Source organism: Nonomuraea sp. NPDC050202 (genome assembly GCF_040656115.1).
Lineage (GTDB): Bacteria > Actinomycetota > Actinomycetes > Streptosporangiales > Streptosporangiaceae > Nonomuraea.
The window spans coordinates 26979-45709 of sequence record NZ_JBFALF010000046.1 but is presented as its reverse complement, the minus strand read 5'-3'; the positions used below and the strand labels follow the sequence as shown (position 1 = coordinate 45709).

Below are 18731 nucleotides of genomic sequence, written 5' to 3'. Positions count from 1 at the left end.
GGCGGGCGGGCAAGCCTCAACCCACGCTCCAACCCTGAACGTCGCTCATCCTCGGCAGAGCGCTACCTGGCCGGGGCCGGGGCGGGGCCGCGGCGGGTTCAGCCCGAGGCGGCCAGGGCGGGGCGCAGTTCGGCCCAGGCCCACGCGCCGAGCGTCGTGTCCGTGGTGGTCTCCGGAGTCCTGGGCTGCTCGGGCACGAATCCGTCGCGCAACCCGGTCGACATGCCCATGATGGCCTCGACCTGCGCCTCGGTCAGGCCCGCTCCGGCCAGCGTGGCGCGCATGACGTCGTCCTCGACGCGCCGGACGGTGACGGTGCGGCCGAGGACCTCGCCGACCACGGCCATGGCGTCGTTCCAGGACAGGTCCCGGGGGCCGTGCACGGCGCGTACGTGCCGTCCCGACCAGTCGGGGCGCAGCAGCAGGGACGCGCCCACCATGGCGATGTCGGCCGGCGCGACCCAGCTGAACCGCTGGTCGGCGGGAAGGAGCACGGCCACGGAGCCCGAGCGGATGGCGTCGAGCTCGAACAGCAGGTTGCTGTAGAAGTAGCCGCACCGCAGATGGGTGACGGCCAGGCCGGGGTGGGCGGCGGCGAGCCGGTCCAGCGTCTCCTCCACGTGGCCCAGTCCGTCGATCTCGCCGGCGCCCTTGCGCAGCTCCGCGCCCACGCTGCTCTGCAGGACGGTCCGGGGGACCTGGTTGGCGGCGATCGCGGCGGCGACGGCCTCGCCGGCCTCGGCGTAGCCGGCCACGGGGTCGTCGCCCTCGCCGGGCGGCACGATCAGGTACAGCGCGTCGACGCCGCGGGTCGCCTCGGTGACGGCCGCGGCGTCCCGCAGGTCCACCTCGCGCGCGTCCACGAGGTCGCCCCAGCCCGCTCGGGCCCGTTCGGGGTGGCGGCTCAGCAGGCGCGGGCGGACGCCGGCGCGGACGAGGTGGCCGACCAGGTGGCGGCCGACATTGCCGGACGGTGCGGTGATGGCGATTTCCATGCCGTCACCGTACGAGGAGATGTGGCCGGATCCTGTCCGCGATGGTCGGCACACTGGAACCATGACCGTTTTCGAGCCGATCGACGGCGATCCCGCCGGCCGTACCCTCCACCTGCTGGAGCTGCTGGCGGCCAGGCCGGGCTGGTCGGCGGGTGAGCTGGCCGAGCGCCTGGCGGTCAGCACCCGCACCGTGCGGCGTGACGTGGCCCGCCTGCAGCGCCTCGGCTACGCGGTCGAGAGCCGCCCAGGGCCGGGCGGCCACTACGCGCTGCGCCCCGGCAGCAGGACGCCACCGTTGATCTTCCAGGACGACGAGGTTCTCGCCCTGGTCGCGGCTCTGCGCATGGCGGAGGGCGTGCTCGCGGGAGACGCCGCGCAGCGGGCGCTGGCCAAGCTGTCGCGGGTGTTGCCGCGGCGGCTGCGTACCGTGCTCGACCAGGCCGCCGCGGGCAGCGAGAACGCCGGCGGCGAGAGCGGGGAGGTGGACCCGGCGATCCTGTCGGTGCTGCTGCGGGCGGCCGGTGAGGACCTCGTGCTCCGGTTCGCCTACCGCGACCGGCACGGGGTGGCCAGCGAGCGGCGGGTGGAGGCGGTGCGCTGCCTCTACGCCCGCGGCCACTGGTACGTCCTCGCCCACGATCTCGACGCCGGCGACTGGCGGGTGTTCCGCCTCGACCGGGTGCGGCAGCCGGAGACGGGGGAGCCGGGGCCCGGCGAGCGCCGCAGACCGGCAGAGGACCTCGCCGCCTGGCTGGCCACCGACTTCGGCCGCCGCCCCCGCCCCGGCCACGCCGCCACGGGCGCCGGACCGGAAGGCGGCGGCGCGTCGGGGGCCGCCGCACCGGTGGACGGCGGATCGCCCGTATGCCACGCTAAGTTACCAAAGAATTACTATGGGTAGTACTTCCTTGTCAATACTAGGCAAAGGAGAGGAAGTGCCGGGCCGTGAACGCCGAACTGCGCGAGCTGGCCACCACCGTCCACCCTGATCCCATCACCTCGGCGCGCTACCGCGCCGCCGGCCACTGGCGGGAGGAGACCGTCGTCGACGATCTCGCCCGTGCCCGTGCCGCCGTCCCCGGTCAGGTCGCACTCATCAGCTCGTCGGCGCACCGGAGGGAGCGGACGCGCGCGCTGACGTTCGGCGAGCTGGGTGAACAGGCCGACCGGTTCGCCGCCGGCCTGCACGGGCTGGGCGTGCGGCGCGGCCAGGTGGTCGCCTTCCAGCTGCCCAACTGGTGGGAGGCCGTCGCGCTCGCGCTGGCCTGCGCCCACCTCGGCGCGGTCGTGCTGCCGCTCAAGCTGGGCATGGGCGCGCACGAGCTGCGCCGCAGGCTGCGGGTCTGCGGCGCGGGCGTATGCGTCACCGTGGACCGCTGGGACGGCGTCGAGCACGCCGGCGTCCTGGCCGAGGCGGCCGCTGGGCTGCCCGAGTTGCGCCACCGCGTGGTCCTCGGTGACGCGGCGGCCACCTCCGCCGTCGACTTCGACGCCCGGCTACGCGGCGCGCGCGGTCCGCTCCCGCCGCCGACGCCCCTGCGCGCCGACGAGGTGGCGCTGGTGGCCTTCACCTCGGGCACGACCGGTGACGCCCTGGGTGTCCTGCACAGCTTCAACACCATGCACGCGGCCATCTCCCGGGCCGAGGGACCCGTCCCGGACCCGGTCGCCGTCGCGAGCGTGATCGGTGTTCCCGCGGGATTCAGGAAGATCGTGCTGGAGACCGTCCTGCGCCGCCGCCGCGTGCTGATCAGCGACAGCCCCGACCCGGCGCACTGGCTCGACCTGCTGGCCGAGCACCGGGCCATGTCCATGATCGCCATTCCGCGTCTGCTGCGCGACCTGGCCGCCGAGCAGCGGCTGCGCCCGCGGCCGCTCCCCGGGCTGCGGAGGCTGAACAGCCTCGCCGCGCCGCTGACTGCGGCGGACGCGCTGCTGATCCGCGAGCACCTGGGCGCCGAGCTGATAAACCACTGGGGGATGACCGAGACCGGCGGCGGCCTCAGCACCAGCGCGGCGGACCCGCCAGGCTGGGCCGCCCGCAGCATCGGCACCCCCCGCCGTGGCGTTGAGGTGCGGTTGCGGGAGGAGCCGGGCGCCGGGCGCGGCGTCCGGCGGCTCGCCGTGCGTAGCCCCTCCGTCTGCCTGGGCACCTTCCGGCGCGACACCGGCCGCCCGGTCTGGGTCCCGCGCGACCACGACGGCTGGTACGACACCGGCGACCTCGTCCGCGACGACGGGCGCGGCGGCCTGCAGTACCTCGGCCGCGCCGCCGACCGCATCTCCGGCCCCGGCGCGAGCATGATCCCCGTCCACGACGTCGAGGAGGGCCTGCGCGAGCACGCGGGCGTCGCCGACGTGGCCCTGGTGGGCTACCCCAGCGCCGAACACGGCGAGCTGCCCTGCGCCGTCGTCGTCCCCGCCGCCGACCCGCCCCCGTCCCTGGAGGAGCTGCGCGACCACCTGACCGGCCGCGGCATGTCCCGCTGGCAGTTGCCCACCCGCCTGCTCCTCGCCCCGGCCCTGCCTCGCAACGACCTCGGCAAGGTGCGCAAGGACCAGCTCAGGCAGCGCGGCGCCACCTGCTGACCGGATCGCGTCCAGCGCCGCGATCCGCGGGGGACGTCGCCGTACTTCGGTCAGGACCGGCCACCCACGTTGGCGCAAGGCAGGCATCCGGGCGGTGTTCTCGGCCGGTACGAGAGCCGCCCGGCAGCCTGTGCTATCGAGGCTGTGCCAACTGGTTGGGGGACACGGTGCCGGCCAGCAGGCCCTGGGGATCGGTGATGACGGGCAGTCGTTTCACCGTTTCCTGGTCGAGCAGGCCCACCTGGGCGAGCACGGAGGCTTGGTCCCAGTAGATGCGCTCGCTGGCGACGGCTGTCCCCTCGAAGCCCACGATCGCGATCCCCGGGACGCGCACCTGCCTGCCCGTCGCCGGCACGCCGGGCAGGATCCACGGGATCTCGATGTCATGGGTGAAGGTGATCATCATCTCGTCGACGATGCTCGCCTCCCCGACCGTACGGCTCAGCGACTCGATGGACATGTCGGCCGCGTTCCGCCCCACGAACCACCGCCGATAGAAGTCACGTACGCCGTCGAAGCCGACACCCCCCATGCCGGTCGGCACGTGCATGACGCTCGGATTGTCCGTCATGGTGCGCATCGTGGCCTCCACGTCGCGAGTGACGAACTCGGCCGAGGTGTGCTCGTCCCACATGCGCGCCATCGCCTGGCGATCAGCCATCTGCCCTCATCCTCCAAATCAGGCGGTCGAGCACCGATGTTCTCGCGGACGGCTGTTTACGCCATCTTTCGGTTGCTCTTGCTCTAATCCCATCTCATGATCGACAGAAGCGACACCCGGATGACCGATGATCCTTCCCGAACCGGGTCCCGGCGGACGCTGCTCGGGGCCGCCGTCGGCACCCTCGCGGGCGCGACCGTCCTGGCCACCGCCTCCCGCGCGTCGGCCGGCGCCTCCTTCGAAGGCCCGGGAGGGGTCAGGCGCGTGGCCGACCGGGCGATGGACCGTTTCGACCATGGCTGGCGTACGGGGGAATGGGAGCCGTTCCTGGCCATGCTGACGCCGCGCTTCTCCTTCTGGTTCCCGGACGGCCAGTGGCGAGGGCGGCACGAGGGCGAGGCCGGGCGGCAGGCCATCGGCGCGTGGGCGCGGTTCCACGCCGACAACGGCAACCGGGTGCAGGGCCATCGGCGCGGCGTCACCACCATGGGGGACCGGGTGCTGTACGAGTACGACTCGCGCGGCGCCTCCGCCTCCACGGCCGGCTACCTCAACTGGGAGACGATCATCGTCAGGGTCGCGGGCGAGCGGATCAGCGCGTTGCACGAATACTGGGGGAACGTCCCTCCGGTGGATGAGCCGGTCCGGGAAGGTCGATGAGCCGATGTCACGAGGTCCTCGGAGAGGACCCCGTGATGGCGCACTACCAAGCGCCCGCCGGCAGCCGTACCACCGCCGGCTCTCGCAGGCTCGCGGCCTCGTGGTCCTGGAAGTGTTCGGGCATGCGGCCTTCATCGGCCCGTTCCAGGCGGAGGTCTCCCACGCCGCCATGCCCAACCCGCTCTCCGGCGCGCATCGGCGGATGCCTGCCGGCTGACCTCGCGGCAGGGGGCAGCCTTGCGCTCGATTGACGTGCTATATATTCATTATAAGTAGCGTTAACTCAATAACAGGGGAGCGCCGGCATGGAGTTCATGGTTCTGTCAGGGCTGGGCGGGATCGGGTTCGTGCTCGTCGGAGTCGCCGTCAACGTCATCTACCTCCGCTCCGGCCTCCCGCTGCCGACGTCGGGCAAGGGCCTCGAAGCGGCCACCGACTCGTACGAGAAGGTCGCGGACGCGCTGAAGAAGCCGTCGGTGCTCGTACCGGTGACGTGGCTGTGCCTCACGCTCTTCGCGGCCGGGCTGCTGTCGGTGCTGTGGGACGGAAGCGCCGATCAGAGGGCATGGGCGCTGGTGGGCTTCGCCGGAGTGCTGCTGCAGAACGCGACGTTCGCCTGCGTCGAGGCGCTCCGGTTCGGCATGGCCACCGCCGCCCGCCACGGACACGGCTCCATGGCGGGCCTGTGGGGCATGAGCAACGTGCTGTTCGGGTTCAACCAGGCCTTCCTGGCCATGGCACTGCTCGGCTTCACCGCCGCCGGCGTCGGTGGCGGTCTCGTTCCCCTCTGGCAGGCGTGCCTCGGGTACCTCAGCGCCGCGCTGCTTCTCGTCGCCTCGCTCGCCGCCCCGTACAACGTCGAGGGCGGCAACCGCCTCGGCCCGGCGGGGCTGATCGGGTGGCTGGGCTGGATCACCTGGATAGTGGCGTACAGCCTGTCCCTGCTGCTGCGATAGCTTCCTCTACGCTACCCATCATGAGCGCAGAGGGGACCCGGCGCCGTTACGACTCGCTCCGCCGCACGGCACAGGCGATGGAGACCCGCGCCGAGATCGCCCAGGCCGCGCGCCGGCTCTTCGTCGCGCGGGGATGGACGGCGACCACCGTACGCGACGTCGCACGCGAGGCGGGAGTCTCCGTGCCGACGGTCTACTCGGTGTACGGCAACAAGGCCGGGCTGACGCGGGCACTGGTGGACGCCGCCGGCCTGTCCGCCGACCCCTCCAGGCAACTCGCCGAACTGGAGGCACCGGAGGCCACGCCCGAGCGGCAGCTCGCGGTCATGGCGGCCTTCGACCGGCGGCTGTTCGAACACGCCGGAGACGTCATCGTGCCCCTGCGCGAAGCCGCCCGTACGGAGCCGGAACTGGCCGCCCTCTACCGCGAGAGCCGTGCCCGCGCCGACGAGACCCGCGTGGCGGTGTTCTCCTCGTGGCAGACCGGCACCCTCCGCCCGGGCCTGGACGTGCGGACTGCCGCCGACATCTACGCGGGCATGTGCAGCATCGACGTCTACACCACGCTCACCGCCGAACGCGGCTGGTCCCCGGACCGGGTCGAGCGGTGGTGGGGCCAAGCCCTGGCCCGCGAACTCCTGAACCCGCCGCCGAACCTCTGACCATCGCGTTCCCGGCCCGGCAACGAGGCGGTGCCGGTCACCGCCGGAGCGCTCGCCGACCTGCGGGACGACACGATCGCCGTCTCACCCACCTGGGAACTGCCCCTGGGGCAGCGTGTGACGTGGTGGCGGGCCGACGGCAGCCGGGCCACCTTCACGGTCGTCGCGCTGCTCGGCGCTCGCTCGGCTGCGGACCCCTACGTCGCCTCCTCGCACGCCCTGTCCGCCCCGCCGTCGCTCGCGTACGTGAGACTGCGGCCCGGCGCCTCCGCCACCGAGGTCCGGCAGGCCCTGGAGCGGGCCACCGACGGACACAACGCTCGCGCCGTGACCAAGGCCGCCTGGGCCGCCACCGCCAGGGACCGCGGCACCACCGCCAGCCGTCTCGGCCTGCTGGTGGTGCTCGGCATCATGCTGAGCTGCACCGTGATCGCCCTGGTCAACACGCTGCTCATGGCGGCCCCTGACCGGGCGGGCGAACACGCTGCCCTGCGCCTGCTCGGCGCGGCCAAGGCCCAGGTCCTGCGGTACGTCATGGCCGAGGCACTGCTGGTGGTGGCGGTGGGCGTGGTCCTGGCGGCCGTCGCGACCGGGCTCGGGCTGCTCGGCCTGTACGCCGCTCTGGCGCAACTGTCCGGGCTCGTGGCCGTCGACGTGCCCTGGCAACCGGTCATCGGGGTGATCGGCCTCTGCGGTGTCCTCGCGGTGCTGACGGCCGTACTGGCCGCGAGCCGGATCAAGACGGTCGCGATGCCCCGGGCCTGAGCCGATCCGGCGCAGAGCGCGGTGCGTGTGAGGTGCCAAGGCCGAGTCGTCGGTCTGGCGGAGCTGAGTGGGCTGGTGTTCGGCTTGCCGCGCCGCGCCCCACCTCCACATCCCGCTATCGGTCCCGTGTCCCGAGGCTGGCCTGGTCGGCGGCGGTACGGCCGGCCGCCCAGCCCTCCCGGTCCCAGGACGTGCGGGCCCTGTGCGAGACCAGGTTCGGGAACATGCGCTCGACCGCCTGCTCCACCTCCTGTTCGCGGGCCGCCAGCACCGGAACCAGGTCGGTGCCCCGGCTGTCGCTCTCCTGCGCGACCGCACCCGCCGTGGCCTCGGCGAGCCGCTCCCCGATCCTGGAGGCGAACGCCGACAGGAACGACTGGCGGAACGTCTTGCTCCTCGACCGGCCGGTGCCGTGCTTCTTGGTACCCGAGTTCACCAGCGCGGTCTGCGCCTGCACCAGCAGCGAGGTGAACAGCACCTCCACCCAGGACAGGTCCGCCCAGAACCCCAGCACGGTGGCGAACCCCAGCTCCTTCGACCAGATCACCCGGCACCTGTTGGCCTCGGCGACGCGGTCGAGCAGCACGGCCTTGGGGTGCTCGTACGGCGCGTCGATGCCGACCCGGATGCCTGCCGGGGCCTCAGCTCCGCCTGGCTGAGCGTCCAGCATCGCCGCGTCGATGTTGTACTTGGCCATCAGGCTCTGCGCCGCCGACGTGAACGTCTCCGCCTCCGCCTCGTACGTCGTCGACTCCGCCTTGGCCAGCAGCGCCCGCACCCGCGCGAACGTCTTCTCGCTGACCGCGCGCGGGCGCGCCTGGACCGTACGGCGAGCGGTCCCGGGCGGCGGGCTCAACGACTCCAGCCGGGGCAGCCCGGTCAGCAACCCCATCAGCTCCAGCCCGCCGGAGACGGTCATCAGCCGGCTGACCCCGTCGCGTGCCTGCCGCGCCGCCAGGTAGCCGCCCTTCCACCACACCGCGGCCTCCAGGGCGGCGAGCTGGTCGCGCCAGCGCTCATCCACGGTGGCCGGCGCGTAGGCCCGCATCTCCCAGGCGATGAGGTCAGCCGCCACCCGCCCGTGCCAGTCGGTCAGCCGTCTGGCCGCGATCCTGACCACGTCGGCGGGCTGCCAGCCGTTCCGCCACAACCCCGAGATCGCACGGGTCACGACCTCCACCAGCACGCGATCGGCGTCGTCCCGGTCGGCCAGGAAGGCGGCGGCGGAGTCGAAGGCTGCCTCGTCCTCGCGGGCGAGGGCCTCCATCGCCGCGCCGATCAGCTCATTTGCCTTACTCACACGTGCTGCCGTCCACCTTGAAGAAAGTCCGCCAGAACCCTACCGTGACGGAGCCTTGAGCTCTTCGTCGCCATCGGCTGGGCGGGACAGCGGTTTCCTCGCGACTTCTCGGCGGGGGAGGCGATCGGTGCGGTGGGCGGCGGCGGCGCCCACCGCACCGCGCCCCGGGTCAGGTGCAGGCCCGGTGATTCACCCGGCAGATGCACCCCGCGCCGCTCTTGGTGAAGTCGCAGCAGTCGAAGCGGTACAGCGTGCTGCCCAGGTAGGCGCACGTCGTCCAGCACTGCTTGCCGCCGCAGCTGTACCGCTTGGTGCAGCCGCTCGCGCAGCACGTCGTGGCCGAGCAGCAGCTGCAGCTCGGGTAGCCGTAGCAGCCGTCCGGCGCCGCCTCGGCCCGGCCGGGGAACCAGGCGTTGCTGGCGACCCCGACGATGGTCGCCCCGGCGACGGCGAGGAACTTGCTCCTCGTCAGCCGCGTCTTCTTCACGTGCTCGACGATCATGCGCTCATCCCCTCTGGTACGTCCAATCTCTGTTCCCACAGCACTTCGAGGTCCGCGGCGCTGTCGGCGTCGCTGCCGCTGGCGAAGGCGACCAGGAACCCGTCGCGCTGCAGGAGCACGGTGGGAAACATCGCCATCGGCAGGTCGGCGTCCACGGCCTTGGCCCGTTCGCCGTCGAAGGCCGCGACGTGCGGCGGGAGCGTCGCGAGCAGGTCCGAGGCGGAGTCGCCGGCGACGATCGCCACCGTCTGCCGGCCCTCGAACTCGCCCAGACTCGCCGCGAGGCCGTGACACGTGCCGCAGGTGCTGGACATGAACAGCACCAGCGCGTCCTGCGTCGCGTCGGGGATGAGCCCGACCAGGCTCTCGGGGAGCTTCCTGCCGATGATCAGCTGGGCGCTGGGATCCATGCCGCGCCCCGTCAGGCGCAGCCGGAGCTCGGCGATTCCCCGCAGGCAGGCCAGGAAGGCCACCGTGAGGACGACGCAGGCCGCCACCAGCACCACGGCCAGAACCTGTTCCATCAGGCCGCCCGACTGAGCCGCCGCATGAAGTGCACGGTCAGGGTGCCGTCCACGCGGTTGTCGAAGCACTCCAGGACGACGCTGTCGCCCGGCTTCAGCGGCTGGGCCAGCGGCCTGGCGGACGGCTCGCCCGCCATGCCCTCGTAGTGCAGCGTGCGCGGATCGAGCAGGCAGACCTGCCCGTTGACCGTGATGCGGTCCTCGGACACCTCCGCCACGGTGCCGTGCACGTTGCGGTGCAGGGTGACCGCCACGGGAGATCCCGGGACGGACTCGTCGATGACGACGAGGTCGCCGGGCCGCAGCGTCCAGCCGTAGGGCAGTTCCTCCGCCTTCGCCGCGACGGGCGCGGCCGCGGCGACGCCGGCCGAGGCGCCGTAACGGCGCACCGTCACGTCCTGGCCGGCGCCGCTGACCAGGACCCCGATGGGGGCGTCGGACGGGGGCAGCGGCGTGGCGCCGGCCGGATCCCGGAGGATGCCGGCGAACAGCCCGCGTCTGGTCGATTCCTCCTTCATTACTGCTTCCTTTCTTTGGGGGGTTACTACGGGGGCTTTTCGGGGGGGTTACAGCAGGGGCGCGAGCACGGGGTAGAGCGCGCAGAGCGCGGCGACGGCCAGCGGATCGGTGATCATGCGGGCGCGCGCGATGCCGCCCGAGACGTACACGTCCATCGACGTGAGCAGCGCGGACAGGCCCACCCGCGTCAGCGCGAAGACGACGTAACCGGCCGCTGCGAGCAGCGGGTCGGCCGTGGCGAAGGCGGCCAGCGGCACCACGTACCAGAGCCAGAAGCCGATGCGCGTGGTGAAGCCGAGCCCGAGCGCGAACCCGTTGTACGCGGCGGTGCGCCAGTCGTTGTAGCCCAGCCAGCGCGTGTCGGTCTCCCGGTCCAGCTGCCAGGGGACCGGCTTGAACGCCGCGCCGGCGACGGAGACCGTCACCGCGGCCACCGCGAGCAACGCCCGCAGTGAGGGCTCCACGGCCGCGCCGAGGAGACCGGCCGAAGCCCCGGCGAGCGCCGCGCCCGTCATCGCCGACAGCACGAGGACGGCACCGGCCACCACCGAGGAACCGAAGCACCCGGACACGCGGGCGCGCGTGATCATGATGATCACGTTGGGGCCTCAAGGGAGGGTCTGCTGCGCGATCCCCACGACGAGCGCGGCCACGACGAGCAGGGCCCAGGGCTGCAGCCCCAGGAAATGGCCCGCGAGCAGGCCCAGCACAGCCGGCAGGAGCGCCAGTGCCGGTCTGGTCCGCGGGCTGGTCAGGAGGGTGGGCATCGGTGTCTCCTCACCTGCCGACCGGGGCCGGGCCGTAGGCGGCGTGGTAGAGCTGCTCGATGTCGTCGGCGTACCGCAGCACGCCCTTGGCCACCACCAGGCCGCCCGACACCGCCACGCCGAACGGGCCCGAGTGCACCTTGTACCGTTCACGGACGGCGCCGGCCTCCGCGCCGATGAGCGCGCGCGAGTCCTCGTGCAGGATCCGCCGGAAGCCCTCCGCCGAGCCCGGCATGGTGCCGTCGCTGACCACGCAGGCGAACCCGGCCGGGTCGGACGAGCGCGCGACCTCCGTCGCCACCTCGTGGCAGGGCTCGCAGTCGCCGAAGAAGAACATGACCACGTCGTTGTCGCGCAGTCCGGGGAAGGGCGGCGCGACCGCTCCGACGGCGAGCCCGTCGGCCGGCGCGGCCCCGCTCACCGCCACGCGGTCCTGCAGAATCGACAATTCACGGCGTACGACCAAAAGGCCGAGCGAAAGCAGAATGAGCCAGACGGCGCACACGACGAACAACGCGGTGTATCCCATGACGTTCCATTCACCCGTCGATCCGGACGCTGAAAGGCTTGAGCACGGCCAGCGTGGAAATCAGCAGATATCCACACGTGATCGCCCCGCCGATGAGCAATCCCGAAATTCGCTGCTCCATGCTCGGGACCGCCGGCACGGCGGCGAGGAACGCCGCGACGCCGATCAGGACGAGGTTGCGCGCCACCGTCGCCCACGAGGTCGTCTCGCCGGTGCCGAAGCAGGCGCACTCCACGCTCTGCCCCGCCAGCACCGACCGCACGACCACCGCGGTGAACGCCACCAGCAGCGCGAGCGCGGCCAAGGCGGCCGGGAACAGGACCGGGCTGACCGCCACGGCCACGCCCGCCGCCACCTCCACGACACCGAGCGCCCGGCCCAGGCCGGGCCGCACCCGCTTGACGACGCCGAAACGGATCAGCGCGAGCGCCAGCCCGAACGGCCGCCTGATTTTCGGCACGCCGCTCGCCAGGAAAAGCGCGGCGAGCAGCCCGCAACCTATTCCCGCGAAATCGGCGGCATCCATGGACATCATCGTGGACGCTGGTAATACTTTGACGAATGAGAAGGTCGGCATTTCTTCCGTTCTCGGCGTTGCTATTTCTGTCAGGCGCTTGTTCCGCGGGGTCGCCCGCCCAGAAACAGGCCGCGGCTCAGGAGCCGCCGCCGAGCACCGTGGGCTGGACGACGTCCGTCTCGCCGCCCCCGACCCCGTCCGGCGACGGGGTGCCCTGCGTGGACGCGGACCGCGCCGGGGACGAGGGCGCCGCGGCGGGCGGCGTACGGGCCGGGCCGTTCGGCGCGGTTCTGCGCGAGCAGCGCGGCGGCGTGGCCAAGCTGTGGGTGGCGCAGGATCCCGGCAAGGGGCGGGCCGAGGCGCTGATCCGGGTCGAGCACGTCGAGTCGGGGACTGTCGCCTACTACGTGCGCGACGCCTCCGCGACCTCCACCGTGCTCAACGACGACGGCTCGCCGTCCAAGGACAAGATCTACCCCGGCCAGATCCTGCTGCCGCCCGACGGGCATGTGCGCATCACGGTCGGCATCGGCCGCGCCGCGGGCTGCTTCACCTACACCCTGCGCTAGCAGACCCAGACGTCGACGTAGATGCAGCCGGTGCAGCCGGACGTGCCGCCGACGACGTGGCACAGCTTGCGCTTGCGCACCATGTTCGTGCAGGAGCAGGTGACGTAGTAGGAGGTGTCGGCGCTCGCGGTGGCCTTGGGCACGAGCCTGCCGAGCACGCGGTCGCCGAGCCGTTCCAGGACGCCTGTCATGGCGATTGTCTCCTTCTGCGGGGGGTGTTCCTGAAAGTTATCGGCACCGCATACAGCCACCCGTATACCCGCGCTACAGCGCGGTCGCGAGCGGTTGTACGGCGTGGTCGCTATCCGTGCCGCAGGGTCGCCCGCCGGGCCCGTCGCAGGGCCCGGGATCGCTCCTCGGGGGTGTCGCGGATGGCGCACAGCTCTGCCGCCACCAGCCTGACCAGGTCGTGCATGCGCAGTCGGCCACCGGGCGCGGGCTCCAGCAGGCGGAGCTCGACCAGCACGTCGAGCGCGGCCTCCGCCGGCCCCGCCGGCACCCCCAGCAGCGCCGCCGTCACCGCCACGTCGACCTCGGGCAGGTCCAGCGCGCCCAGCAACCGGAAGGCCCGGGCCGCGTCCGACCGCTCGGACAGCTGATCGTAACCAGCCCGGAAACAGGAACGGACACCCGGCAGCAGGTCCAGGCGGCTGCCCCGGTCCCGTAACCGTGCGGCGAAGGTCTCCAGGGACAGGTCCGGGCGCCCGGCCAGCCGGGTGCCCGCCGCCCGCACCGCCAGCGGGAGGTAGCCGCACGAACGGGTCACATCCGCCGCCGCCCCGGGCTCGGCGGCCACCCGGGGCCCGCCCGCCAGCAACGCCAGCAGCCGTACGGCCTCCGCCTCCTCCAGCAGGCCCACCGCGATCGGCACCGCGTCCAGGGTCGCCGGCACTCCCCGGCAGGTGACCAGCGCGGCACACCCGTCGCCCGGCGGGACCAGCGGCGCCACCTGCGCGGCACCGGTCGCGTTGTCGAGCACCACCAGGACCCTGCGACCGGCCAGCATCGACCGGTACAGGGCCGCCGCCTCGGCCTCCGTCACCGGCACCTCACGACCCGGCACACCCAACGCGCGCAGGAAATGCCCGAGCACCTCGACCGGCCGCGCGGGCGGTACGCCGGCACTCGATCCCCGCAGGTCGGCGTAGAGCAGGCCGTCGGCGTACCGCCCGGCCACCCGCTGCGCCACCCGCAGCGCCAACGCCGACTTCCCGTTCCCGCCGCCCCCGTGCAACGCCACCACCCGCACCCCGCCCACGCCGTCCTGGCCGGCCGGGGCGCCATCCGGGTCGTGCGGCGCGACCGTCTGAGTGGCCTGGGGCCCACCCGGGTCATGGGGTCCGGCCGTCCGGCGGACCGGTGGCTCGTCCCGGTCGTGTGGCGGGACCGCCGCCCGCACGTCCCAGGGCCCGTCCGGGGCGTGGTGCCGGATCGCCTGGGCGTCCGGGGGGTGGGCCGGGCTGGGCGTCCGTTCCCTCCGCTGGTCCGCCGGGGGCGGTGCGCCCAGGGCGGTTGTGGCGAGCACGAGTACCTGGGGGCGATCGACGAAGGTCGGTGGGATCGGGGGCAAGAGGCGGGGGCGTTGGGCCGGGTGGTTGCCGCGGAGGTTGATGACCGAGACGCCCGCGAGAACGCCTGCGGGGCCCGGGTCCGCGTCATGGTTCAGGATCGCCCGGTGGAGGCGGCGCAGCTCGGCGCCCGGGTCCAGGCCCAGCTCCTCCGCCAGGGCGTGGCGGGCCGCCGAGAACGCCTCCAGGGCTCCCGGCATGTCGCCGCAGCGGTAGAGCGCCAGCATGAGCTGGGCGTGGAGGCGTTCGCGCAGCGGGTACCGCCCGGTCAGGGCGCGGAGCCGTCCGGCGGCCGCCCGGTGCGCGCCGAGTGCCAGCTGGACGTCGATGTGTTCCTCCACCGTGCTCAGGTAGCGGTCGGTCAGGTCGGCGACCACGTTGCGCAGGGCCGGACCGAGGGGGACGTCCTGGGCGGGGGTGCCGCGCCACATCCCGAGGGCGTGCGCGTACGTCGCCTCCGCCGCCCCGAGGTCCTTGCCGGACAAGGCCTTCCTGGCCCGCGCGAGCTGCTCCTCGAACAGGAACAGGTCCAGTTCGGGCGGCTCGACCAGCAGCAGGTAGCCGCCGTCGGAGGTCACCAGCCGGCTGCCCGCCGGGGGATCGGCGGCCGACAGGACGTGACGCAGCTGCATGACGTACGTGTGCAGGTTCGGCACGGCCGAGCGCGGCGGGCAGCCGTCCCAGACCTCCGTCACCAGGGAACGGATCGGCACGGCGCGTCCGGCATGCGCGAGCAGCATGGCGATGACGGTGCGCTGCTTGCGCGCCGAGATCTGGATGGGCGTCCCCGTCGGCTGGACGCGGAGGGGCCCGAGCAGCTGGAACCTCACGTGTCTGCTTCCGTCACCGGCCTGATGTCGCGTGCCTGATGTCCCCTGCCTGATGCCGCTCGGCTGATGTCGCTCGGGTGATGTCGCCCGCCTGATGCCGCTCGGCTGATGCCGCCTTGTCCGGTGCGTCTACCTGGCCGGGCCGTTCAGCCTGCGTAGTGCCACCCCGAGGATCCGGTCGGCGGGGAAGAGGCCGCGGTGGCGGGAGTCGATGCTGTCCAGGGGGTTGTCGCCGAGGACGACCACCGTCCCGGCCGGTACCCGGTCCACCCCGCCGGGCGCGGGCACCCCCGGCGGCAGCGGGTCGCCGGGGAGGGCGGTGGCGCGTTTGATGTTCCAGCGGCTCCCGTCCGCCGCGGGCGGCCCCGCCTGGTACGGGCCGGACGGGTCCAGCGGCGGCTCGAGCACGACGACGTCGCCCCGGCGCACCTGCCCGGCCCGCCGCCGCCGTACCAGGACCCGGTCGCCGTCCGCCAGCGCCGGCGCCATGCTGGAGCCCTCCACGGTGACCACCACGTAGGCGCGGCGTGCCCGCCACAGGACCGCGACCAGCGCGAGCCCCGCCGCGGACACCCCGCACAGCACCCATCCGGCCGCGTTCATCGGCACCCCTCGTGAACCTCGGTGACGGCGGCCCCGGCCAGGTAGTCCCTGGCCTGCAGGTCGAACAGCTCGGCGTAACCGCCACCGTCGGCCATCAGCTCGTCGTGCGTGCCCCGCTCGGCGATCTCCCCGTCGCGCAGGACGACGATCAGGTCCGCCGCCCGTACCGCGCCGAGCCGGTGGGAGACGAGCAGGCTCGTGCGGCCGGCGCGGTGCCGGGCCAGGCGGGTGTGGATCTCGTGCTCGGCGCGGGCGTCCAGGCCGGCGCTCGGCTCGTCGAGGACGAGCAGGTCACGGCCCTCGCGGAGCAGGGTGCGGGCCAGCGCCAGCCGCTGCCACTGCCCGCCGGAGAGCACCACCCCGGCCTCGTCCGCCTCCTCCTCCTCCTCGTGGAAGAAGATGCGGCTCAGCATCGTGTCGTAGCCGCGCGGCAGCGCCCGCACGACGTCGTGCACGCCCGCCAGCCGCGCCGCGCCCTCGATGCGGGGGCGGTCGTGCAGCGCCTCGATCTCGCCCATGGCAATGTTCTCGGCGGCGGTGAGGTCGTAGCACATGTAGTCCTGGAACAGCACGCCCATCCTGCGGCGCAGCTCGGCGGGCGGCACCTCGCGCAGGTCCACGCCGTCCCAGCGGATCGAGCCACGAGAGGGGTCGTAGAAGCGGCACAGCAGCTTGATCAGGGTGCTCTTGCCGGCGCCGTTGAGGCCCACCAGCGCCACCGTGGCGCCGTACGGGATGGTCAGGGTGACGCCGCGCAGCACCCACGGATGGGCGTCGTCGTAGCGGAACCACACGTCGAGCAGCTCGATGCCGCGCCGCAGCGCGGGCAGCTCGCCGGGACGGCGGGACGGCGCGGGCAGGTCGTCCGGCAGCGACGTGACCTCGGCGTGGTAGCCGAACAGCAGCAGCGCGTGATGCGCGCCGGCCACGGTCTCGACCAGCCCGACGAGCGCGGCCTGCGTCCCGGCCACGGCGGCGGCGAACGCCGTGGCGTCACCCAGGCTCAGCCGCCCGTCCAGCGCGGCGGACACCGCCCACAGCAGGCCCGCGCCGGAGACCGCCGTGGACAGCAGGGCGAGCAGCGACTGGGTGAGCGCCTCCCGCCGGTCGAGCCGCCGCTCACCCTCCTGGGCCGCCGCGAGCGCACCGAGCACCCTGGACTTGAGGAAGCCGCCGAGCCCGAACATCCGGACCTCTTTGGCCGCCTTCACGTCGGTGATCAGCGAGGAGTACAGGATCTGCCGCCGCGCCGTGGCCGACAGCCCCGCCAGCGTCCCGACGCGCCGCCTGACCATGGCCATCCGCGCGATCAGGGCGGGCACGGCCGCCGCCGTCACCAGCCCCGCCATGGCCGGGCTCAGCACCAGCAGGCTGATCAGCAGGCTGACCAGCGCGATCACGTTGCGTACGGCGTCGAACAGGCCGGAGGTCAACGGTGTGAGAGAGCCTCCGGTCGCCTCCGCCGCCATGCGCAGCCGGTCGAGGAACGCCGGGCTCTCGAAACGCGACAGACCCTGGAAACCGGTGACGGAGGCGTAGAGCCGGTCCTGCAGCAGCCGGTCCAGCCGCCGGTCGAGCTCCGCCCGCAGGTACGCCGTGACGTGCGGCACGACCCCTGCCGCCAGCCCGAGCAGGGCGAGCAGCCCGGCCGCGCGGAAGGCCGGGCCCGCGTCCGCGGCGGTGAGCCCGTCGACGAGGAGCTTCGTCCCCCACACGGTGCCGGTCGGCAGCAGGCCGGTGACCAGCGTGACCGCCAGCTGGCACGCCGCCGGCCCCGGCGCGGCCCGCCAGGCCAGCAGCGCCACCGTGGCGGCGTGCCGCAACGGCCGGCGCGGCAGGTCCCCGGCGGTCGCCGCGCTCATACCGTCGCGGCCGTCTCGGCCAGGCGTTCCACGTCCATGTCCGCCTGGGTGATCCTGCCGTCCGCGTCGAGCCGCAGGAACATGGGGAACGCCTGGATGCCGAGCTCGGCCACCACGGCGTCCGCGTCCTCGCCCGAGACCACCGTGGCCGCGCCGCCGACCGCGTCCACCAGGCTGCGCAGCTGCGGGCCCGCGCCGGTGACGAACGCCAGGGACATGCCCGGCCGGACCGCCGCCGCGAACACCGGCGCGTGCTCGTGGCAGGTGTCGCAGCCGGCGTCGAAGAACGCCACCAGCCGCGGGCGGGGCTCGGTGTTCGCGGCCGTCCCGGGCAGCGCGCGGCCGATCAGGAACGACGGGTCGTAGGGCAGCGTCCGCGGCTCACCGGCCAGGCGCTCCAGCTCCGCGGTGTGCTCGCGCAGCCGGCGCAGCACCGCGAACGTCAGCAGCAGGTCGAACAGGCACAGCACGCCGACCAGGACGACGGCGGCGATCAGGAAGGGCATCGGGCGATCTCACTTCCGGACGTGGGAGGGGGCGGAGAACAGGGCCGCGAGATCGTCGAGCCGTACGACGATCAGCACGCCCACGGCGGCGGCGACCGCCGACAGGACGAGCCCGGCGGGATGGGCGGGGTCGCCGGAGCCGCCGGCGGCCAGCCCGGCGCCGGCGACCGCGATCAGCAGCAGGTTGCGGGCCACGTGCGTGCGGCCGAGCGGACGGGTGGAGGGACCGAAACAGCGGCACGGCGCCCGCCGCCCCCGGAGCAGCGCGGCCAGGACGCCGCCGGTCATGACCGCCAGGGTCACGGCCGCCGCGGCGAGCCCCGCCACGCGGGTGGCCAGCAGCAGGGCCGCCGTCACGAGCTCGGCCGCCACCAGCGCGTACGCCGCCACCGCTGCCCAGGGCCGTGGCAGCAGGCCGAGCGCCCTGATGGAGGCGGTGAACGCCGCGAAGGCGGCACGGCCGCGTACCTTGCCCGCCAGCGCCACCACGAAGACCCCGGCCAGCAGCAGCCGGCAGGTCATCAGCAGATAGAACGTCATCGCTCGTCCACCCGGCCGCCCGGCGCCGCCGTCAGCAGGGACGCAGGAAGTAGTAGATGCAGCCGGTGCATCCGGACGTGCCGCCGACCACGTGGCACAGCTTCATGACTTCGACGACCGGGCTGGTGTAGCAGGCACAGCGCTTGTAGTAGCTGGTGTCCGCCTTCGCCGTGGCCCTCGGCACCAGCCGTTCGAGCACCCGGTCGCCGAGGACGCGCAGGGTTGCGGTCATGAGGAAAACCACCTTTCCTTCCGCCGTAGCGAGTCGGTCACGACGGTAAGGAGAGGGCCTACAAGGGAGATACAC

The 18731-nt window shown here is 73.2% G+C and carries 24 protein-coding genes; 7 read left to right on the top strand and 17 right to left on the bottom strand.

The features are described 5' to 3' along the window. Nucleotides 1–98 precede the first annotated feature (98 nt). The gene (locus AB0I79_RS55185; protein ID WP_357892665.1) at nucleotides 99–995 is read right to left on the bottom strand and encodes an NAD(P)H-binding protein; all 897 of its coding nucleotides are present in this window, start codon (nucleotides 993–995) and stop codon (nucleotides 99–101) included. A gap of 61 nt (nucleotides 996–1056) precedes the next feature. Here AB0I79_RS55185 and AB0I79_RS55180 point away from each other — a divergent pair, with 61 nt between their 5' ends. Both AB0I79_RS55180 and AB0I79_RS55175 read left to right on the top strand, forming a co-directional pair. Further along, on the top strand, nucleotides 1057–1896 hold the full coding sequence (locus AB0I79_RS55180) for a YafY family protein (protein ID WP_357892663.1): 840 nt from the start codon (nucleotides 1057–1059) through the stop codon (nucleotides 1894–1896). 44 nt (nucleotides 1897–1940) lie between these two features. Then, entirely contained in the window at nucleotides 1941–3584 is a 1644-nt protein-coding gene (locus AB0I79_RS55175) for an AMP-binding protein (RefSeq protein WP_357892661.1), read from the top strand. Between the two features lie 133 nt (nucleotides 3585–3717). On the opposite strand, the gene AB0I79_RS55170 is transcribed toward AB0I79_RS55175, so the two are convergent. After that, entirely contained in the window at nucleotides 3718–4245 is a 528-nt protein-coding gene (locus AB0I79_RS55170) for a nuclear transport factor 2 family protein (protein WP_357892659.1), read from the bottom strand. A gap of 96 nt (nucleotides 4246–4341) precedes the next feature. Here AB0I79_RS55170 and AB0I79_RS55165 point away from each other — a divergent pair, with 96 nt between their 5' ends. From AB0I79_RS55165 to AB0I79_RS55150, 4 genes are all read left to right on the top strand, one after another. Next, on the top strand, nucleotides 4342–4905 hold the full coding sequence (locus AB0I79_RS55165; RefSeq protein WP_357892657.1) for a nuclear transport factor 2 family protein: 564 nt from the start codon (nucleotides 4342–4344) through the stop codon (nucleotides 4903–4905). A gap of 305 nt (nucleotides 4906–5210) precedes the next feature. Then, a complete protein-coding gene (locus AB0I79_RS55160; protein WP_357892655.1) occupies nucleotides 5211–5861 on the top strand; it encodes a hypothetical protein in 651 nt (216 codons plus the stop codon). A gap of 20 nt (nucleotides 5862–5881) precedes the next feature. Beyond that, nucleotides 5882–6523: a TetR/AcrR family transcriptional regulator gene (locus AB0I79_RS55155; RefSeq protein ID WP_357892653.1), complete on the top strand. Its 642-nt coding sequence runs from the start codon at nucleotides 5882–5884 to the stop codon at nucleotides 6521–6523. A 30-nt stretch (nucleotides 6524–6553) separates the two neighbouring features. After that, nucleotides 6554–7288: an FtsX-like permease family protein gene (locus tag AB0I79_RS55150; protein ID WP_357892651.1), complete on the top strand. Its 735-nt coding sequence runs from the start codon at nucleotides 6554–6556 to the stop codon at nucleotides 7286–7288. Nucleotides 7289–7403: 115 nt separating this feature from the next. Here the strand turns inward: AB0I79_RS55150 and AB0I79_RS55145 are convergent, their stop codons facing one another. From AB0I79_RS55145 to AB0I79_RS55110, 8 genes are all read right to left on the bottom strand, one after another. Then, on the bottom strand, nucleotides 7404–8588 hold the full coding sequence (locus AB0I79_RS55145) for a DUF2786 domain-containing protein (RefSeq protein WP_357892649.1): 1185 nt from the start codon (nucleotides 8586–8588) through the stop codon (nucleotides 7404–7406). A gap of 169 nt (nucleotides 8589–8757) precedes the next feature. Next, the gene (locus tag AB0I79_RS55140; protein ID WP_357892647.1) at nucleotides 8758–9090 is read right to left on the bottom strand and encodes a hypothetical protein; all 333 of its coding nucleotides are present in this window, start codon (nucleotides 9088–9090) and stop codon (nucleotides 8758–8760) included. Beyond that, the gene (locus AB0I79_RS55135) at nucleotides 9087–9614 is read right to left on the bottom strand and encodes a hypothetical protein (protein WP_357892645.1); all 528 of its coding nucleotides are present in this window, start codon (nucleotides 9612–9614) and stop codon (nucleotides 9087–9089) included. The genes AB0I79_RS55140 and AB0I79_RS55135 overlap by 4 nt, the downstream gene beginning before the upstream one ends. Beyond that, nucleotides 9614–10132, bottom strand: coding sequence for a hypothetical protein (locus AB0I79_RS55130; RefSeq protein WP_357892643.1), 519 nt, complete (start codon nucleotides 10130–10132; stop codon nucleotides 9614–9616). Before AB0I79_RS55130 ends, AB0I79_RS55135 begins: the two co-directional genes overlap by 1 nt. A 48-nt stretch (nucleotides 10133–10180) precedes the next feature. Beyond that, nucleotides 10181–10723 carry a hypothetical protein gene (locus AB0I79_RS55125; protein WP_357892641.1) on the bottom strand — a complete coding sequence of 181 codons (543 nt, stop codon included), beginning with the start codon at nucleotides 10721–10723 and terminating at the stop codon, nucleotides 10181–10183. Between the two features lie 18 nt (nucleotides 10724–10741). Beyond that, a complete protein-coding gene (locus AB0I79_RS55120; protein ID WP_357892639.1) occupies nucleotides 10742–10900 on the bottom strand; it encodes a hypothetical protein in 159 nt (52 codons plus the stop codon). A 10-nt stretch (nucleotides 10901–10910) separates the two neighbouring features. Beyond that, a complete protein-coding gene (locus tag AB0I79_RS55115) occupies nucleotides 10911–11429 on the bottom strand; it encodes a hypothetical protein (RefSeq protein WP_357892637.1) in 519 nt (172 codons plus the stop codon). Between the two features lie 10 nt (nucleotides 11430–11439). Continuing rightward, nucleotides 11440–11955 (bottom strand): MauE/DoxX family redox-associated membrane protein, encoded by a 516-nt coding sequence (locus AB0I79_RS55110; protein WP_357892635.1) that lies wholly within the window; start codon nucleotides 11953–11955, stop codon nucleotides 11440–11442. Nucleotides 11956–12164: 209 nt separating this feature from the next. On the opposite strand from AB0I79_RS55110, the gene AB0I79_RS55105 reads away from it, so the two are divergent. After that, a complete protein-coding gene (locus AB0I79_RS55105) occupies nucleotides 12165–12515 on the top strand; it encodes a hypothetical protein (RefSeq protein ID WP_357892633.1) in 351 nt (116 codons plus the stop codon). Here AB0I79_RS55105 and AB0I79_RS55100 read toward each other — a convergent pair. From AB0I79_RS55100 to AB0I79_RS55070, 7 genes are all read right to left on the bottom strand, one after another. Continuing rightward, nucleotides 12512–12706 carry a hypothetical protein gene (locus AB0I79_RS55100; protein ID WP_357892631.1) on the bottom strand — a complete coding sequence of 65 codons (195 nt, stop codon included), beginning with the start codon at nucleotides 12704–12706 and terminating at the stop codon, nucleotides 12512–12514. The genes AB0I79_RS55105 and AB0I79_RS55100 overlap by 4 nt on opposite strands. A gap of 110 nt (nucleotides 12707–12816) precedes the next feature. After that, the gene (locus AB0I79_RS55095) at nucleotides 12817–14913 is read right to left on the bottom strand and encodes an AfsR/SARP family transcriptional regulator (RefSeq protein ID WP_357892630.1); all 2097 of its coding nucleotides are present in this window, start codon (nucleotides 14911–14913) and stop codon (nucleotides 12817–12819) included. Nucleotides 14914–15042: 129 nt separating this feature from the next. Then, entirely contained in the window at nucleotides 15043–15516 is a 474-nt protein-coding gene (locus AB0I79_RS55090; RefSeq protein ID WP_357892629.1) for a S26 family signal peptidase, read from the bottom strand. After that, nucleotides 15513–17378: an ABC transporter ATP-binding protein gene (locus AB0I79_RS55085; RefSeq protein WP_357892628.1), complete on the bottom strand. Its 1866-nt coding sequence runs from the start codon at nucleotides 17376–17378 to the stop codon at nucleotides 15513–15515. Before AB0I79_RS55085 ends, AB0I79_RS55090 begins: the two co-directional genes overlap by 4 nt. Next, on the bottom strand, nucleotides 17375–17884 hold the full coding sequence (locus tag AB0I79_RS55080; RefSeq protein ID WP_357892626.1) for a hypothetical protein: 510 nt from the start codon (nucleotides 17882–17884) through the stop codon (nucleotides 17375–17377). Before AB0I79_RS55080 ends, AB0I79_RS55085 begins: the two co-directional genes overlap by 4 nt. Nucleotides 17885–17893: 9 nt before the next feature. After that, nucleotides 17894–18424, bottom strand: coding sequence for a MauE/DoxX family redox-associated membrane protein (locus AB0I79_RS55075; RefSeq protein ID WP_357892624.1), 531 nt, complete (start codon nucleotides 18422–18424; stop codon nucleotides 17894–17896). 31 nt (nucleotides 18425–18455) lie between these two features. Beyond that, a complete protein-coding gene (locus AB0I79_RS55070; RefSeq protein ID WP_357892622.1) occupies nucleotides 18456–18656 on the bottom strand; it encodes a hypothetical protein in 201 nt (66 codons plus the stop codon). Nucleotides 18657–18731 lie beyond the last annotated feature (75 nt).

Bases quoted from the DNA above. Each gene is read 5' to 3' on its own strand.
- AB0I79_RS55185 (WP_357892665.1), bottom strand. From the start codon at position 995: ATGGAAATCGCCATCACCGCACCGTCCGGCAATGTCGGCCGCCACCTG.
- AB0I79_RS55180 (WP_357892663.1), top strand. From the start codon at position 1,057: ATGACCGTTTTCGAGCCGATCGACGGCGATCCCGCCGGCCGTACCCTC.
- AB0I79_RS55170 (WP_357892659.1), bottom strand. From the start codon at position 4,245: ATGGCTGATCGCCAGGCGATGGCGCGCATGTGGGACGAGCACACCTCG.
- AB0I79_RS55165 (WP_357892657.1), top strand. From the start codon at position 4,342: ATGATCGACAGAAGCGACACCCGGATGACCGATGATCCTTCCCGAACC.
- AB0I79_RS55160 (WP_357892655.1), top strand. From the start codon at position 5,211: ATGGAGTTCATGGTTCTGTCAGGGCTGGGCGGGATCGGGTTCGTGCTC.
- AB0I79_RS55155 (WP_357892653.1), top strand. From the start codon at position 5,882: ATGAGCGCAGAGGGGACCCGGCGCCGTTACGACTCGCTCCGCCGCACG.
- AB0I79_RS55140 (WP_357892647.1), bottom strand. From the start codon at position 9,090: ATGATCGTCGAGCACGTGAAGAAGACGCGGCTGACGAGGAGCAAGTTC.
- AB0I79_RS55135 (WP_357892645.1), bottom strand. From the start codon at position 9,614: ATGGAACAGGTTCTGGCCGTGGTGCTGGTGGCGGCCTGCGTCGTCCTC.
- AB0I79_RS55130 (WP_357892643.1), bottom strand. From the start codon at position 10,132: ATGAAGGAGGAATCGACCAGACGCGGGCTGTTCGCCGGCATCCTCCGG.
- AB0I79_RS55125 (WP_357892641.1), bottom strand. From the start codon at position 10,723: ATGATCACGCGCGCCCGCGTGTCCGGGTGCTTCGGTTCCTCGGTGGTG.
- AB0I79_RS55120 (WP_357892639.1), bottom strand. From the start codon at position 10,900: ATGCCCACCCTCCTGACCAGCCCGCGGACCAGACCGGCACTGGCGCTC.
- AB0I79_RS55115 (WP_357892637.1), bottom strand. From the start codon at position 11,429: ATGGGATACACCGCGTTGTTCGTCGTGTGCGCCGTCTGGCTCATTCTG.
- AB0I79_RS55110 (WP_357892635.1), bottom strand. From the start codon at position 11,955: ATGGATGCCGCCGATTTCGCGGGAATAGGTTGCGGGCTGCTCGCCGCG.
- AB0I79_RS55100 (WP_357892631.1), bottom strand. From the start codon at position 12,706: ATGACAGGCGTCCTGGAACGGCTCGGCGACCGCGTGCTCGGCAGGCTC.
- AB0I79_RS55090 (WP_357892629.1), bottom strand. From the start codon at position 15,516: ATGAACGCGGCCGGATGGGTGCTGTGCGGGGTGTCCGCGGCGGGGCTC.
- AB0I79_RS55085 (WP_357892628.1), bottom strand. From the start codon at position 17,378: ATGAGCGCGGCGACCGCCGGGGACCTGCCGCGCCGGCCGTTGCGGCAC.
- AB0I79_RS55080 (WP_357892626.1), bottom strand. From the start codon at position 17,884: ATGCCCTTCCTGATCGCCGCCGTCGTCCTGGTCGGCGTGCTGTGCCTG.
- AB0I79_RS55075 (WP_357892624.1), bottom strand. From the start codon at position 18,424: ATGACGTTCTATCTGCTGATGACCTGCCGGCTGCTGCTGGCCGGGGTC.
- AB0I79_RS55070 (WP_357892622.1), bottom strand. From the start codon at position 18,656: ATGACCGCAACCCTGCGCGTCCTCGGCGACCGGGTGCTCGAACGGCTG.